Origin of the sequence: Hoylesella timonensis 4401737 = DSM 22865 = JCM 15640 (genome assembly GCF_000455445.1) — a bacterium.
Classification (GTDB): Bacteria; Bacteroidota; Bacteroidia; order Bacteroidales; family Bacteroidaceae; genus Prevotella; species Prevotella timonensis.
On the sequence record NZ_HG417090.1, the window covers coordinates 388,205 to 402,910 of the forward strand.

The 14,706-nt window shown below is 43.3% G+C and carries 14 protein-coding genes; 4 read left to right on the forward strand and 10 right to left on the reverse strand.

Translation table 11 applies throughout. The features are described 5' to 3' along the window. Positions 1–171 precede the first annotated feature (171 nt). Positions 172–1,632 carry an aminoacyl-histidine dipeptidase gene (locus BN35_RS01640; RefSeq protein WP_025071746.1) on the reverse strand — a complete coding sequence of 487 codons (1,461 nt, stop codon included), beginning with the start codon at positions 1,630–1,632 and terminating at the stop codon, positions 172–174. A 93-nt stretch (positions 1,633–1,725) separates the two neighbouring features. On the opposite strand from BN35_RS01640, the gene BN35_RS01645 reads away from it, so the two are divergent. Next, a complete protein-coding gene (locus tag BN35_RS01645; RefSeq protein ID WP_025071745.1) occupies positions 1,726–1,920 on the forward strand; it encodes a hypothetical protein in 195 nt (64 codons plus the stop codon). Positions 1,921–2,030: 110 nt separating this feature from the next. After that, the gene (locus BN35_RS01650) at positions 2,031–2,645 is read left to right on the forward strand and encodes an OmpH/Skp family outer membrane protein (protein ID WP_025071744.1); all 615 of its coding nucleotides are present in this window, start codon (positions 2,031–2,033) and stop codon (positions 2,643–2,645) included. Positions 2,646–3,534: 889 nt separating this feature from the next. Here the strand turns inward: BN35_RS01650 and BN35_RS01655 are convergent. From BN35_RS01655 to BN35_RS01690, 8 genes are all read right to left on the reverse strand, one after another. Next, entirely contained in the window at positions 3,535–3,990 is a 456-nt protein-coding gene (locus BN35_RS01655; protein ID WP_025071743.1) for a hypothetical protein, read from the reverse strand. A 45-nt stretch (positions 3,991–4,035) separates the two neighbouring features. Further along, the gene (gene pyrF / locus BN35_RS01660) at positions 4,036–4,860 is read right to left on the reverse strand and encodes an orotidine-5'-phosphate decarboxylase (protein ID WP_008121682.1); all 825 of its coding nucleotides are present in this window, start codon (positions 4,858–4,860) and stop codon (positions 4,036–4,038) included. A 272-nt stretch (positions 4,861–5,132) separates the two neighbouring features. After that, a complete protein-coding gene (prfA, locus tag BN35_RS01665; protein ID WP_008121684.1) occupies positions 5,133–6,245 on the reverse strand; it encodes a peptide chain release factor 1 in 1,113 nt (370 codons plus the stop codon). A gap of 4 nt (positions 6,246–6,249) precedes the next feature. After that, positions 6,250–7,410, reverse strand: coding sequence for an AIR synthase-related protein (locus BN35_RS01670; protein ID WP_025071742.1), 1,161 nt, complete (start codon positions 7,408–7,410; stop codon positions 6,250–6,252). 53 nt (positions 7,411–7,463) lie between these two features. Then, positions 7,464–8,207, reverse strand: a complete 744-nt coding sequence (locus BN35_RS01675) for a shikimate dehydrogenase family protein (RefSeq protein ID WP_025071741.1) — start codon at positions 8,205–8,207, stop codon at positions 7,464–7,466. Between the two features lie 44 nt (positions 8,208–8,251). Further along, positions 8,252–8,992 (reverse strand): bifunctional demethylmenaquinone methyltransferase/2-methoxy-6-polyprenyl-1,4-benzoquinol methylase UbiE, encoded by a 741-nt coding sequence (gene ubiE / locus BN35_RS01680; protein ID WP_025071740.1) that lies wholly within the window; start codon positions 8,990–8,992, stop codon positions 8,252–8,254. 131 nt (positions 8,993–9,123) lie between these two features. Beyond that, complete coding sequence (locus BN35_RS01685; protein ID WP_025071739.1) at positions 9,124–10,068, reverse strand: phosphoribosylaminoimidazolesuccinocarboxamide synthase; 945 nt, start codon at positions 10,066–10,068, stop codon at positions 9,124–9,126. Continuing rightward, positions 10,046–11,053: a PhoH family protein gene (locus tag BN35_RS01690; protein WP_025071738.1), complete on the reverse strand. Its 1,008-nt coding sequence runs from the start codon at positions 11,051–11,053 to the stop codon at positions 10,046–10,048. The genes BN35_RS01685 and BN35_RS01690 overlap by 23 nt, the downstream gene beginning before the upstream one ends. Before the next feature lie 371 nt (positions 11,054–11,424). Between BN35_RS01690 and BN35_RS01695 the strand changes: the two genes are divergently transcribed. After that, entirely contained in the window at positions 11,425–12,246 is an 822-nt protein-coding gene (locus BN35_RS01695) for a DUF5715 family protein (protein WP_028900886.1), read from the forward strand. A 58-nt stretch (positions 12,247–12,304) separates the two neighbouring features. Here the strand turns inward: BN35_RS01695 and BN35_RS01700 are convergent, their stop codons facing one another. After that, complete coding sequence (locus BN35_RS01700) at positions 12,305–12,871, reverse strand: hypothetical protein (RefSeq protein ID WP_025071737.1); 567 nt, start codon at positions 12,869–12,871, stop codon at positions 12,305–12,307. Between the two features lie 168 nt (positions 12,872–13,039). Here BN35_RS01700 and dnaB point away from each other — a divergent pair, with 168 nt between their 5' ends. Then, positions 13,040–14,554: a replicative DNA helicase gene (gene dnaB, locus BN35_RS01705; RefSeq protein WP_025071736.1), complete on the forward strand. Its 1,515-nt coding sequence runs from the start codon at positions 13,040–13,042 to the stop codon at positions 14,552–14,554. The last annotated feature ends 152 nt before the right edge of the window (positions 14,555–14,706 follow it).

The following is a 14,706-nucleotide window of genomic DNA, read 5'->3' on the forward strand; positions in this document are numbered from 1 at the left end:
TGATTTTTTTGCAAACAAAAAAAAGACCATCTCCTTGCTCTAAAATGAGTTTTGGAATGGTCTTTCTTTATAGATGCGTTTCAGTCTGTACGCTCTTCAGGCGAAAAAATACAAATAGAAACCTCCTGTTGGCAGGTTGCTCATGCTTGATGTGGCATGAACTTGTATGAATTATTTATTTTCAGGAATGTGCTTAAGGATTTCAAGCAGATGATCCCATACCATTTGAACAGTCGGGATATGCAGACGCTCATCGGGCGTATGGACGAAACGGAGCGTAGGACCGAAGCTCACCATATCGATATGAGGATAACGCTCAGAGAACAAACCGCATTCCAAACCAGCATGAATACCAAGTACTTTCGGTTCTTTGTTGAAGAGTTTCTTATAGGCGTCAACGGTAATCTTAACCAGTTTGCTGTCAGGATTCATGTTCCATGCTGGGTATCCGTCTGTTTGCTCCACCTTGGCACCAGCCAATTCATAGGCAGCCTTAACGGTGTTGCACATATTGTCCAAATTGCTCATCACATTACTGCGCTGTGAAGACAGGATTTCTACCTTGTCTTCTAAGGTTTTAACGGCTGCAACGTTGCTGGAAGTTTCTACCATCTTTGCCAAAATTTCATCTTGACACATGGCAAAAACACCGTTGTCGACAGCCTGCAGGGCATTGATAATCAGGCAACCTACGCTCTTAGGCAGTACCCGACATGCTTCTGCGCTCTCCATGCTAAATACCATCTCCTTATCGGTAACGTGGTACTCCTGCATCACTTCTGTTTGGAATACGTTCCAGTCGGCACGCACTTGCTCTTTAACATCGTTAGGGATGGCAAATATCACCTTTCCATCGCGAGGAATGGCATTGTGTAACTTACCGCTGTTAAAAGAACACAAACGCAAGTCGAACTTTTCTTTTTCATTATAGAGGAATCTATTGAGTATCTTAATGGCGTTGGCACGTTTCTTATTGATATCATCGCCAGAGTGGCCACCTACCAATCCCTTCAATGCAATTTGCAGGAAGAAATAGTCTTTAGGAGCCTCTTCTGCTTGAAAGTCAAAGGTGGCATTGGTGCTACGTCCGCCTGCACAACTCACAAAAATCTGTCCTTCGTCTTCCGAGTCAAGGTTGATGAGATAGTCGCCTGTCATGAAACCTGCCTTCATACCCATAGCTCCAGTGAGCTGTGTCTCCTCGTCTCTGGTAAATACGCACTCGATAGGACCGTGCTCTATGTCGTCGGCACTAAGGATAGCCAGTTCGATAGCCATGCCAATACCATCGTCAGCACCCAGTGTGGTGCCTTTGGCGGTGAGCCATTCACCATCGATATAGGTCTGAATGGCATCCTTGTCAAAGTCGAACTCTACATCTACCAACTTGTCGCACACCATATCCATGTGACTTTGCAAAATCACAGTAGCCAGATTTTCATAGCCTTTGGTGGCAGGCTTACGGATAATCACGTTGCCAGTCTCGTCAACCTTGGTTTCCAACTGATGCTTTTTCCCAAATTCTTTCAGGTATTCTATCATCTTTTCCTCACGCTTGGAAGGGCGTGGAATCTCATTAATTCTTGCAAATTGCTCAAACACGCCAGCCGGCTTTAAGTCTTTCTTTTCCATGTTATTTTTTGTTTTTTTATTTTGTAAATTGCGTTATTTCCACTATCTTTGCCACGTTTATTTAACAAAGTGACCCTGCAAATATAACTAAAAATGTTGAAAACATTACTTCTTAGCGTGTTAATTATTGCAATCTGCTTTGCATTGCTGGCTGTAAAGTTGCTTTTTCGTAAAAATGGCTCGTTTACTTCTCAGCACATTCATGACAGTAAGGCGATGCAGGAGCGGGGCATTCATTGTGTGGTAGACCAAGACCGTGAGGCTCGACGTAGCAACAAGGCTTGTTAATCTGTAGAGATAAGGCGACTAACCCCTGTCTTCTACGAGTTTAACCCAATGCAATAAGGCAGTTAGAGTTGATATGATAAGAAAATAAAACATTAATATTAAATAAAACAATGAAGAAAACAATGATTCGTTCGGTTGCTGTTGCCGCTTTGGCAGCATTCACATTGGTGGCTTGCGACAAATCCAAATCGCAGGTAGACAACAAAAATGAAGAGGCAGCCCCAAAGGTGCCTACTGAATTTAAGATTGCTTATGTGGAGGTGGATAGCATCATGACCCAGTACAAGTTTTGCAAAGATTATAGTATGATTCTTCAGAAAAAGGGTCAAAATATACAGAACACCTTGGCTGGCAAACAAAAACAATTGGAGCAGGCAGCTGGTAATTTCCAACAAAAACTACAGCAAAATGCGTACACTCGTGAGCAAGCCGAGTCGATTCAGGCTGGGTTGCAAAAGCAAGGAGCTGATTTACAAGCCCTGAACCAACGTTTGACCAATGAGTTCCAAACCGAAACGGACAAATATAATAAGGCATTGCGTGACTCTATTCAGCACTTTTTGGCAAGTTATAACAAAGACAAAAAATACAGTTTGATTTTGTCAAAGGCAGGGGATAACTTGCTATATGCCGACAAGGCGTATGACATCACCAAGGATGTTGTGGCAGGACTGAACAAGGCTTACAAACCTGTGGATGTAAAGAAAAAGGACGAGAAGAAATAACAACGGTGTTTGAGACGACAGTTTTCAAATATCATTATCTTGATATAATGAATGCGAGCTTTTTCGGCTCGCATTTTTTTGCTAAATAGGTTGGTTACGTGGACGCTTGAACATGGAGCAATGATGCATAACTCTTTTATTTTAGAATAAATTTTTTACTACGAAGCGCATCTCTAAAATTGCATTTGTGTAATGGTTGGTATGTTGCGTTGAAGAATATTTAATGCTGAATTTTCTTTACAAAGTGCCTCTCAAAACTCTCGTAAAATCCATCAACAGCAAAGTTGGTCGCAAATACGCAAGTTATGAGCAACTTTCATAACCTACTGTTACATAAGTTATTACGATTAAATCACTTTCATTTGTTCCCATTTTTACCCTTTCTCAACGGCTAAAGCATTGAGATAAGCTCGCTATTTGCATGTTTTAAGGTAGCTGAAGCATGTGAATAACACTTCAAAAGCGTGTTTCCAAGCCTGTTAAGTCAATGTTTTAGTTTCAAGAGACGTTTATTTCGTTAAAATCAGCACATTTTTGTATATCAATTGCCTATTAAATTTTTCTATTTTGAAGATTTTAAATGGGCGTTTTTTGGTAAAATAATAGGACAAAAACAATCATGATTTTTTGTTTCAACAACAAATCGAACAAATGACACGAATATGACGGTTGGAATCAATGAACGCAGGCGTTCACCGAATATAGCGAATTTAGCAAGCAAACACAACATGTTGATGTCGATAGATTTGTTGCACTCGCAGAACGCTTGCGTTCATTGTCTTGTTTAGTAGATTTGTTTCATTGCTTTTATTTGTTGTTCAACATGCCGTTAAATCAAAGAGCCTTAGGGGCATTATTTTTACAACAGTGACCCTTCAAATCATAGGAATTATTTGTATTGTTGCCAATAACGAATGAGGCGTTCGGACGCATCACGAGCAAATAAGACACTGGAGCCTACTGGTAAACGAAAAACAGGATGATGATTGAGCGTAGTGGTAATCACAAGATGGTACGACTGTGCTTCGTACGGACTGCTACTATTGTGGAACGTTATATCTTCGATTTGGTTGAAACTCACTTTCGTATTATTGATATAGAGGTAGTTAGGATAAATCGTGAGATGATCCTCCTCGAACATCATGACGTCTATGGGCAATTGATTCTCTTGCTCATTTTTAGAATCAGTGTCATTATTAGTTGCTGCTACAACATGTTTTTCCCGAAAGTAACCTTTCCGATACAGCCAAAATGCAATGACACCTAATCCCACAATGACAATGAGCAAAATGGGAAAGATGTCCGCAAAGCGAAGTGTTGTAGGTATGATTGGTACTTCTTCCATAACAAGAACGAATCAATGTGCTTTTGTGAGTTGCCGATTGGTATTTCAGCAATGCGCTTGCAGTTCCTCTTTCATCTGAGCTTGCAGTTCCTTTGCTGCTTCTTTCGCTGCTTCAGCAAAGTGTATATCGTTGCTGGCATAGAGGATGCCGCGTGAGCTGTTGACAAGTAAACCACAGTCTTTTGTCATGCCATAGCGACACACTTCCTGCAAACTACCACCTTGAGCACCAATGCCCGGTACGAGCAAGAAATGATGAGGGGCTACTTTTCGGATGTCTTCGAACATCTTTCCTTGTGTGGCACCAACCACATACATCATATTCTCATCCGTTCCCCATTGGCTCGAGGTAGCTATTACCTTCTCAAAAAGGCGCATACCTGTGGTATCTTGTGTTAGTTGGAAGTCGTGTGAGCCTTTATTACTGGTGAGTGCCAGCACGATAGCCCATTTGTCTTGGTATGCAAGAAAAGGTTTTACGCTGTCCTCGCCCATGTAGGGGGCAATGGTGAGGGCGTCTACTTGGTACGTTTCGAAGAAAGTCTTGGCGTACATGGCAGAGGTGTTGCCTATATCTCCACGCTTGGCATCGGCAATGAGGAAGTGTGTGGGATAGTTGTCTTGCAGATATTTCACTGTTTTCTCGAACGACAGCATTCCCTTGATGCCAGTAGATTCGTAGAAAGCCAAGTTGGGCTTATAGGCTACGCAGTAGGGGGCAGTGGCATCGATGATCGCACGATTAAAGGCAAAGATAGGGTCTTCGTCTTCCAAGAGGTGTGCTGGTATCTTCTGTAGGTCTGGATCTAAGCCTACGCATAGAAAAGTTTGTTTGTCAAAGATTTGTTTGACGAGCTGTTGTTTGGTCATGGAGTGAGTTTTTTAGTTTTTTAGTTTTTGAGTTGATGAGTTGAGTTTTTTAGTTTTTGAGTTGATGAGATTAGTTTTTTAGTTTGTGAGTTGTTTAGTTTTTAAGTTGAGGAGTTTTTTGTGTTGAGAAGTTTTTTATAGAGAAGTTTATAAAGTTTTTATTAACTAATAAACTTTTTATCTCCTTACCTCATCAACTCAAAAACTCACAAACTCAAAAACTCACAAACTAAACTCATGAACTTAAAAACTTAAAAACTTAAAAACTCATCTTACAATTCACTATCTTTCAATTTCTCGGCATTCTCTGCAACGGTAAGGGCATCGATGACACCTTGAATGTCGCCACCAATAAAGCCTTGCAGGTCGTGAGTGGTGTAGCCGATGCGGTGGTCAGTGACACGTCCTTGTGGATAGTTGTAGGTACGAATCTTCGCGCTGCGGTCGCCAGTAGATACCAATGACTTGCGTCGGTTGGCAATATCGTCAATGTATTTTTGATGCTCACGGTCGTAAATAAAGGTACGTAAGCGTGACAACGCACGTTCCTTGTTCTTAGGTTGGTCGCGTGTCTCGGTACATTCAATGAGAATTTCCTCCACTTCGCCAGTGTTGGGGTTCTTCCATGGATAGCGAAGACGAACACCCGATTCAACCTTGTTGACGTTTTGTCCACCAGCTCCCGAGCTTCTGAACGTGTCCCATTTAATGTCACCCTCGTTGATGTTCACCTCAAACTGGTCTGCCTCTGGCAACACTGCCACCGTAGCAGCCGATGTGTGCATGCGTCCCTGTGTCTCCGTGGCAGGTACACGTTGCACACGATGTACACCACTTTCGTACTTCAACGTACCGTAGACATTGTCGCCACTCACCGCAAAATCGATTTCTTTGTAGCCACCCACCGAGCCTTCGTTGACGGATGTGACACTTAACGTCCAACCTTTCGAGTCGCAGTAATGCTTATACATATTAAATAAGTCGCCTGCAAACAGGGCTGCCTCATCTCCTCCCGTGCCAGCACGTATTTCCATTTGTACGTTCTTGGCATCTTCTGGGTCTTTTGGCACTAATGCTAATTTTATCTCTTCTTCCAATTGTGGCTGCATATCTTCGTTGGCTTGCAATTCCTCACGAGCCATCTCTTTCATGTCAGCATCCGTTTCATTGGCAAGAATATCTTTCGACTCACGTATGGCATTGAGGCATGCAATGTATCGCTTGCGAATGTCCATGATGTCGCCAAGGTCTTTGTATTCCTTGGTTAGCTTTACATAGCGTGGCTGATCGGCTATGACATCTGGGTCGGTAATCAAGGTAGATACTTCTTCAAACCTTGCCTCTAATCCTTCGAGCTTATTCAGTATGCTGTTGTTTTCTATCATATATTTAATATTCGAATGTTCCTAATTCTGATTGAATGGTGAGAGAGCGTTTTCCCTCCTCGATATGCCCGATGATTTGGGCGTCAACATTGAAACTTTTGCTGATTGAAATGATTTCTTGTGCGTACTCGGGAGCCACATATATTTCCATGCGATGCCCCATGTTGAAGACTTTGTACATCTCTTTCCAATCAGTACCACTGCAACGTTGGATGGTTTTGAATAGGGGAGGAACGGGGAATAAGTTGTCTTTTACCACTTTGCAATTGTCGCTGACAAAGTGTAGCACCTTTGTTTGGGCGCCTCCTGTGCAGTGAACCATGCCATGAATGTGACTTCGATGTGCATCTAACACCTTCTTTATAATAGGTGCATAGGTGCGAGTAGGCGAGAGCACCAAATGACCAGCATCAATCTCCACGCCCTCTATGCTATCGGTGAGTTGATATTCACCGCTATACACCAAATCATCAGGTACGGCATTATCGTAACTTTCAGGGAACTTTTCTGCCAAGTATTTGGCAAAGACGTCGTGGCGGGCACTGGTGAGACCGTTGCTTCCCATACCACCGTTGTATGTTTTCTCATAGGTAGCCTGTCCTGTGCTGCTCAATCCTACGATGACATCGCCAGGACGGATGTTGGCATTGTCGATGACCTCGCTGCGCTTCATGCGGCAGGTCACCGTAGAATCGACGATGATGGTGCGCACCAAGTCGCCTACATCAGCCGTTTCGCCTCCTGTGGGGTAAATGCCAATGCCCATGTCTCGCATCTCTTGCAACAATTCGTCGGTGCCGTTGATAATCGCAGAAATGACTTCACCGGGTATCAAGAGCTTGTTACGCCCAATAGTACTTGATACTAAGATGTTATCTACTGCCCCCACACACAGCAAGTCGTCGGTGTTCATCACAATGGCATCTTGTGCAATGCCTTTCCATACACCAAGGTCGCCCGTCTCTTTCCAGTACATATATGCTAAAGACGATTTGGTGCCAGCACCATCGGCATGCATGATGTTGCAGTAGTCGGGGTCTCCTCCCAGTATGTCAGGAATGATTTTGCAGAAAGCTTGTGGGTAAATGCCTTTGTCAATGTTCTTAATAGCGTTGTGTACATCTTCTTTGGCGGCAGACACACCGCGCAACATATATCTGTCCATGTGGTTGTAAGTTTTTTATTGTTGACGAGTTGATGAGTTGATATGTTGATTGATTAGTATTCGTGCCAAAACTCCCATGAGACAAAAGCTTGCAATAAGAGCATTTCCAATCCATTCTTTATAGTTGCTCCGTGTTCGGCTCCTTTCTTTAGAAACAATGTTTCATCAGGATTGTAAATCAAGTCGTAGAGGAGATGGTGCATGTCCATGGCTTCATAAGGCAGAGGAGGACAAGTGTCTGCATGTGGATACATGCCCACGGGTGTACAGTTGACAACGATGCAATAATCGTTCATAACGGCAGGTGTGATGTCTTGGTAGGTCAAAACACCTTGGCGAGCGGTTCTTGAGACGAACTTTGTCGTAATGCCCAACGAGCGCAAGCCTACGTCAATGGCTTTTGCAGCACCGCCCGTACCGAGGATGAGGGCTTTCTGATGAAAGGTTTCTAACATGGGTTCGATACTTCTGGTAAATCCAATCACGTCACTATTGAAGCCTTTTAGAAGTGTCTTCTTGCCTTTGTGTGTTACTTTAATGACGTTGACGGCGCCAATTTCTTTCGCTTCTGGACTGATTTCGTCTAAATAAGAAATCACTTTCTCTTTATAAGGTATGGTGACGTTTAATCCCTTAAGCTCGGGGTTGGAAGCCAACACCTCTTCGAGATTTTCTATTTTTGGTATTTCAAAATTTACATATTGGGCATCTATTCCTTCGTTTTCAAATTTCTCATTGAAGTAATCAATAGAGAACGAATGTCCGAGTGGATAGCCTATCAGTCCGTATTTGTCCATATTCTATGTGTTATCGTTCGTCAATTTGAGGGCAATAGGGTAGCCTATTTTGCCTTTTGTGCCAAGTACATTGTACAAATGCCAAAGGTGAGGCGTGTAAACTGTGCCTTTGCAAATCCCGCTTTTGCAAAGATTTGTAGCATCGTCTCGCCTTGCGGAAAAGCTTCTATCGTTGTGGTGAGATATTCGTAAGCACGCTTGTCCTTAGAGAGTAGTTTGCCATAAAAGGGCAAAAACGTGTGCGAATACATCTTAAATAACTGTCGCATGGGAAATGCCACTGGTTGGGTGAGTTCCACAATGCTCACATGACCGCCAGGTTTCAATACTCTATGTATCTCTCTTAATCCTTGATCGAGGTCTTGAAAGTTGCGAATGCCAAAGGCAGCTGTGACAGCATCAAACGAATTTTCTTGAAAAGAGAGTGCTAAGCAGTCTTCTTGTTGAAAAGAAATGACATGCGATAAGCCCGCTTTGGCAACCTTTTGCTCGCCAATCTTCATCATCCCCGTTGAAATATCTGCGCCTATCAGTTTTCGAGGCTGTAACATCTGTGCAGCCATTATGGCAAAGTCGCCTGTACCTGTGGCTATATCTAACACGGTTTGTGGTGTAAAGGGGCAAAGTTGTTGAATGGCTTTTTTGCGCCAACCCTTATCGATATTCCAAGAAAGACGATGATTTAACGCATCGTAGGTAGGCGCAATGTGGTCAAACATCTGTGCCACTTGCTGTTTCTTTTCGCCTTCGGCGTGATAAGGCTTTATGTGTTCCTGTTCGTACATGCGTTGATGAGGATGAGTAGGTTGGGTTGTGGTGGATAAGCTGACCGATTGACAAGCTCATAGATAAGGAGAAGAATCACCCCAAGTCTTTGCGCAAATCAACGGGTCAGCTTATTTACGATTAAAGGTATCTATGCTTTAAGATATTCTTTCACATTATGTTCAATACGAGCAGCCAAGTCATCGTGTTCATCTGCCTTAACAAACTTTTCGCCTGTGATGTGTTCGTACAGTTCGATATATCGTTCGCTTACGCTCTCGGCATATTCATCAGTAATCTCAGGCATCGTTTGTCCCGGTTCGTTCATGAAGTTATGTTCGATGAGCCACTGACGAACAAACTCTTTAGACAATTGTTTCTGTGGTTCACCTTTCGCCAACTTCTCTTCATAGCCGTCGGCATAGAAGTATCGACTTGAATCGGGTGTATGAATTTCGTCAATGAGGTAAATCTTTCCATCACGTTTTCCAAACTCGTATTTGGTATCTACCAAGATAAGTCCTTGTTTGGCTGCAATCTCTTGACCACGTGCAAAAAGTTTCCGAGTGTAGTCTTCGATGACCGCATAATCTTCTGCTGAAACCAATCCTTGCTTGATAATCTCTTCTTTCGAGATATTCATATCATGACCCTCATCAGCTTTTGTGGTGGGTGTTACAATAGGTTCGGGGAATCGTTCGTTCTCTTTCATCCCCTCGGGTAATTTTACACCGCACAGTTCTCTGGCTCCTGCCTTGTATTCGCGCCATGCACTACCTGTGAGGATGCTACGGATAATCATTTCAACACGAAAGCCCTCACACTTGATACCTACCGTAACCATGGGGTCAGGAGTAGCAAGTTTCCAGTTGGGGCAAATATCTTGTGTCAAATCTAAGAACTTGGCAGCTATTTGGTTCAATACCTGTCCCTTGAAAGGAATACCTTTCGGCAAAACAACATCGAATGCGGAAATCCTATCCGTAGCCACCATGACAATCTTGTCATCGTTGATGTCATACACATCACGTACTTTTCCGTGATAAACACTTTTTTGTCCATCAAAATGGAAATCAGTCTTTGTTAATGCTTTCATTGTTGTAAATTTTATCTTTAATCGGTTGATTGTCTTCATTCTCTTCTCTTCGCTGGTCGTATGCCTCGTAGGCATGAACGATGCGCGTTACCAATTTGTGGCGCACAATATCTTTCTGTCCTAATTCTACCACAGAAATACCTTCTACGTTGTGTAGGATTTCTACCGCTTCTTTCAGTCCGCTCTTCTGATGTTTCGGCAGGTCTATTTGGGTAAGGTCGCCAGTTACAATCATTTTCGTATTCCATCCCATGCGAGTAAGGAACATTCTGATTTGGGCAGGCGTTGTATTCTGTGCTTCATCCAATATCACTACCGCATCGTTGAGCGTGCGTCCGCGCATAAAAGCGAGTGGGGCAATCTGGATGATGTTTTTCTCCAGCATGTCTTGTAGTTTCACTGCGGGTATCATGTCTTGCAGCGAATCATAGAGCGGCTGTAGGTAGGGGTCGATTTTATCTTTCATATCGCCTGGTAGGAAACCGAGTTTTTCGCCCGCTTCTACGGCAGGACGTGAAAGGATAATCTTTTTCGCTTGCTTTTCTTTCAAGGCTCTTACCGCCAAGGCGATACTGAGATAGGTCTTACCTGTACCAGCAGGACCGATGGCAAATATCATGTCTGACTGATGATAGGCATCAATCAGTTGCTGTTGCTTTTCACTTCGGCTCTTGATTGGTCTGCCTGCAATGCTGTACACCACCACACCTTTCACCGCATCGGCTTTGGTCTTATGGTCGTGTACAATATCTAAGATATCTTCCTCCGTAATGGCATTGTACTTCACAATATGCTTTCGCATCAGTTCGATATCCTCTTCGACCTTTGCCATTTCTTCTTCGTCTCCCAAAATACGAATTACGTTGTCGCGAGCTACTATGCGTAGTTTTGGAAAAAGCGACTTTATCATTTGCAAATGACCGTTGTTGACGCCATAAAATGCTACGGGGTCGATGTCTTCAAGAACAATATGCTTCTCTATCAATGTTGTAAGGTACTTTTAAGTGATACTTTTATGGAGGTGTTTGTTGCCTTTTAATATGATGATGCAAATGTACGAAAAAGATTACAGACTACCATTTTACCACTTGAGTTTTTTTACTTACAGATATAAAAAGTCCATGAATTTTGTCGATTTGGTTCGTTGTCTCTTTCTCTTATTGCCCTTTTTCTTCAGAGAGAGGGTGTTCATGGCAAGTTCTTGTCTATGATTTTCACTTCCAGATGAAGCTTTTTGTTCGGTTGCTCCATTTTTATATAATTATTACCATAAAGCATTAAAAAATATAAAAAACAGAAACAAATCCTAAATCTCCTAATGTTTTTCGTAACTTTGTGCTTCAGATATCCAATTCAATGAAAATTTCAAAACAAAAATATCTTCAGGGCTTTGCCTTTGTTGTCGTCTTGTTAGGCATGGTGCGATGTATCTTTCCACAGGTTGCAACCGACCGAAGTCAAGGCACGGCGCAACTTTCAAGTACTCACCTGTCCGACTCTGTCCAAACCAGTCAGCAAGCCAGTCGACCCAACCCATCGAGTCCTGCCAACATGCCAACGCAACGAGCTACGGCTTCTCGCTTCTTTCATGCCGATGGGAGTGAGGTGAAAAATCGTATCTATAGTGTTTCCAACTTTTCCAAAGCCTTTCCCGACCAAAATGATGTGCAGTTGGCTTCGGCTACCCATTGGGGAGTTGAGCCTGTGACCAATCGCGAGGAGGCAGAAAGTCGCAAGGCAGAGTTGGTGTATGTGGGTGCCAATCCATTTTATTATGTCGATCGGCTGAAGAGCAGCATTCCTTATTTGGTGCCACATGCAGCCGTTTTGCTGCAAGACATTGGGAGTAACTTCTTTGATAGCTTACAAATAAAAGGCATTCCACTTCACAAGATTATCGTGACGAGCGTCATGCGCAGCAAGGCGGACGTGGAGAAACTCCAAGGACGGAATACGAATGCCAAATCCAACAGCTGTCATCTCTACGGAACAACCTTTGATGTCGCCTACAATCGTTATGTGACCGTGCAAGAACCTAACGGTCCGTCACGGCGAAAGGTACGCAATGACAGTCTGAAATGGGTGCTTAGTGAGGTGCTTAATGATTTACGCCAGCAAAATCGCTGCCATGTGAAATATGAAGTTCATCAAGGGTGTTTTCATATTACGGTGAAGTAATTTGTGGACGTGTGAATAGGAATATTGTTCATCGGCTCATCACATTTCCCATTACCTTTTATTTCATTTCGTAAGGCTTTTGTGGAGGTAGCGGCTTTCCTTTTTCATCATAGCCTTGCTCTCTCACCATCCAGCGTTGTTGGGAGCGTGGGGTACGAGGGTTGAGACATTTCACGGTCTGGCTTAAAACATAACCTTCTTTTGTCTTCTCTATCTTGAAACCACGACCAAGTTGTGTAAAATGTCGATTTTTAGAATCGATACGCCACAGTTCAAATCGCTGTTCTAACGCCCATCCTGTCTTTTCTCCCCTGTCTAAGACCACAAACATGTAGTCGCCACCATTACTAATAGACGTAGACACTACCTTCTTATAAGTGTGTTGATTAAAGTCTAATTCTTCGTTGATATTCAACACCACATCCAAACAAAATATTTTTTCGCTCTGAATGTAATACAAGCAATGGCGCTGGTTGTCGGTGTACTTCGCCAACACGGTAGCTCCTTGTGGCAAATGTCGTGCTGCCACCCGCACCCGATTGGCAATAGGAGTCTGAGCTGCCAAACAGGTACACATCATAAATAATAGACAGAGCGTCTTACTACGCTTGGAGATGTTCACCATGCCTGCAAAGATACTTCATCTTACTGGGAAAAACAAAAAAACAAGAAAAAAGTCACACCATCTTTCATAACTTGTTAATTTGTACAAAGGCATGCGAGTAGTTGAAGTTTTTTTTATACATTTGCACTCCCGACTCAATCGTTCTTCTTGATAAAAACAGTACATGATATGGCAACACCCAAGACCAAAAAAACGACTCCGATAGATACTACCTATGCGCATGTTCAACCTCAAGCAACCGATGTTGAACGTGTAGTGTTAGGTGCATTGATGATTGACAAAGATGCCTTTTCGGTTGTTTCCGAACTTATACGTCCAGAGACCTTTTACGACCCCAAACATCAGAAGATTTACCATGCTATCCAAACCCTTAACATGGATGAAAATCCTGTGGATATCATGACTGTTATAGACCAACTCAAGCGAGAGGGCACCCTTGACGAGATTGGTGGAGCACCCTATGTATTAGAGTTGAGTTCGCAAGTGGCTTCGTCTGCCAACATTGAATATCATGCCAAGATTATTGCGCAGAAATCGTTGGCGCGCCAACTTATTTCGTATGCCAGCATGATAGAGACCAAAGCCTTTGATGAAACGCAAGATATTGCCGAGTTGATGCAAGAAGCCGAAGGTAATCTCTTCACGCTTTCGCAAACCAACATGAAGAAGGATTACACCCAGATTGACCCCATCATCGCGCAGGCCACAGATATTTTGCAAAAAGCCTCTGCCAATACGGGCGACCTTACGGGCCTTCCGTCGGGCTTTACCAAATTAGATGAGATTACCAGCGGGTGGCAGAAATCGGATTTGGTGATTATCGCAGGACGTCCAGCTATGGGTAAAACGTCTTTTGCCCTATCTATTGCAAAGAATATTGCAGTTGATCATAACAAACCCATTGCTTTCTTCTCTTTGGAAATGAACAACGTACAGTTGGTGAACCGTTTGATTTCAAATACTTGCGAGATATCGGGTAGCAAAATTTTGAGTGGTCAGTTGTCGGATGAGGAGTGGAAACGATTTGACGTCAAAGTGCGCAATCTTACAGGTACACCTATTTATATAGACGACACCCCAGGGCTTAGTATCTTTGAACTGCGCACCAAAGCTCGTAGATTAGTGCGCGAAAAGGGGGTGAAGCTCATCATGATCGACTATCTACAATTGATGAATGCCAACGGTATTCGCTTTGGTAACCGCCAAGAAGAGGTGTCTACCATCTCTCGCTCGCTCAAAGGATTGGCGAAAGAGTTGGACATTCCCGTGTTGGCGCTGTCACAGTTGAGCCGTAATGTAGAGAACCGAGAGGGATTGGAAGGCAAACGTCCACAGTTGAGCGACCTCCGTGAGTCGGGTGCTATTGAGCAAGATGCCGATATGGTGCTTTTTGTGCATCGCCCAGAATACTACCGCTTGTATGAAGATGCCAACGGAGTAGACCTGCGTGGCAAGGCACAAATCATTATCGCCAAACACCGTAAAGGTGCTACGGGCGACGTGCTGCTCAACTTCCGTGGCGAGTTTACTCGTTTTGAAAACGTGGACGATCGGTATTCAATGCCTGTTCGCGAGGGAGGCGAGTTTGTGGAATCGCGCATGAACGACGGTTTTCCGCCACCACCTCCAGACGATTCAACCCCTTTTAATGGAATGACGTCGGGGGAAAATCCTCCATTTTAAGAGCGTAACACAGAGAGGGAAGGATGTCATGCAACATCATAAAAGCAGTGACCAAAAGGAATGAATTTGCAATTCTATCGCACTTCTATTTTCCACTTATTTTCCCTTCTTTATTAACTCAATGCTTCAAATGAATCGTTTTGCTGAAATTC